This is a genomic window from Actinomadura darangshiensis (assembly GCF_004349235.1).
Classification (GTDB): domain Bacteria; phylum Actinomycetota; class Actinomycetes; order Streptosporangiales; family Streptosporangiaceae; genus Spirillospora; species Spirillospora darangshiensis.
This window is the reverse complement of the sequence record NZ_SMKY01000645.1, coordinates 1-999: the sequence shown is the minus strand read 5'-3', so window position 1 is coordinate 999 and position 999 is coordinate 1. Positions and strand designations below refer to the sequence as shown.

Annotated in this window: 1 pseudogene; it reads right to left on the bottom strand. The window is 72.2% G+C overall.

Annotation, left to right across the window (positions count from 1 at the left end):
* Positions 1-9: 9 nt before the first annotated feature.
* Positions 10-974 (bottom strand): annotated as a pseudogene (locus E1293_RS47140) (IS481 family transposase).
* Positions 975-999 lie beyond the last annotated feature (25 nt).

Genomic DNA, 999 nt, shown 5'->3' with positions numbered 1-999 from the left:
TGTACTCGGTCATGATCTTGGTGTCAGTCGGGTGATGGGTGGCTTGCCGCCCAGGGCCGAGTGGGGGCGTTGGGTGTTGTAGTGCTGCAGCCAGGGGGCGAGTGCTTGGGTGCGCTGGTGGTTGCTGGTGTAGGGGCGCCGGTAGGCCCATTCGGTGGCCAGGGTGCGGTTGAGGCGTTCGGCTTTGCCGTTGGTCCATGGGCAGCGGGGTCGGGTGAACTTCTGGCGGGCGCCCAGGTCGGCGCAGGCCTGCTGGAAGGCGGCTGAGACGCGGTAGTTCTTGGCGTTGTCGGTGAGGATCCGCTGGATGTGGGTGATGCCGTGGGTGGCGAAGTACGCCGCCGCCCGGGTGAGGAACGCTGCGCAGGTGGTGCCCTTCTCATCGGGCAGGACCTCGGCGTAGGCGAGCCGGGTGTGGTCGTCGATGGCTGTGTGGACGTGGTCGTAGCCGATGCCGCGGCCGCGGACGGGTTCGCTGCGGCCGTGCACGCGCCAGCCGCCGCCGTTGGGGATGCGGCCGAGTTTCTTGACGTCCAGGTGGACCATCGCGCCCGGCTCGGGGTGTTCGTAGCGGCGGCCGGTTTGGCGGGTCGCGCGGATCTGCTGCCCGGTGACCGGGTCGCAGGCCGCCAGCACCGGGACGCCGTGGCGGCGCAGGATCCGGGTGACGGTGCGGGCCGGCACCCCGGTGGCCGCCGCGATGTGGTCGGGACCCGCACGCAGCTCGCGGCGCGCGGCCAGCACCCGCTCCTCGACCTGGGCCGGGTCCGGGACGCCGACGCGCGGGGACCGCTGCGCCGCTCGGCCAGCCCGTCCCAGCCTTGGCGCCGGTATCGGCCCACCCACCGGTGCGCGCATTGCCGCGACACCCCCAGCTCGGCCGCGACGTGCGCGACCGGCCGGCCGTCCTGCACGACACGGCGAACCAGCAGGCATCTGCCGTGGAATGTCAGACGGGCGTTAGCGTGACTCACTGAGACCTCCGGGTGCTGGTGAAGC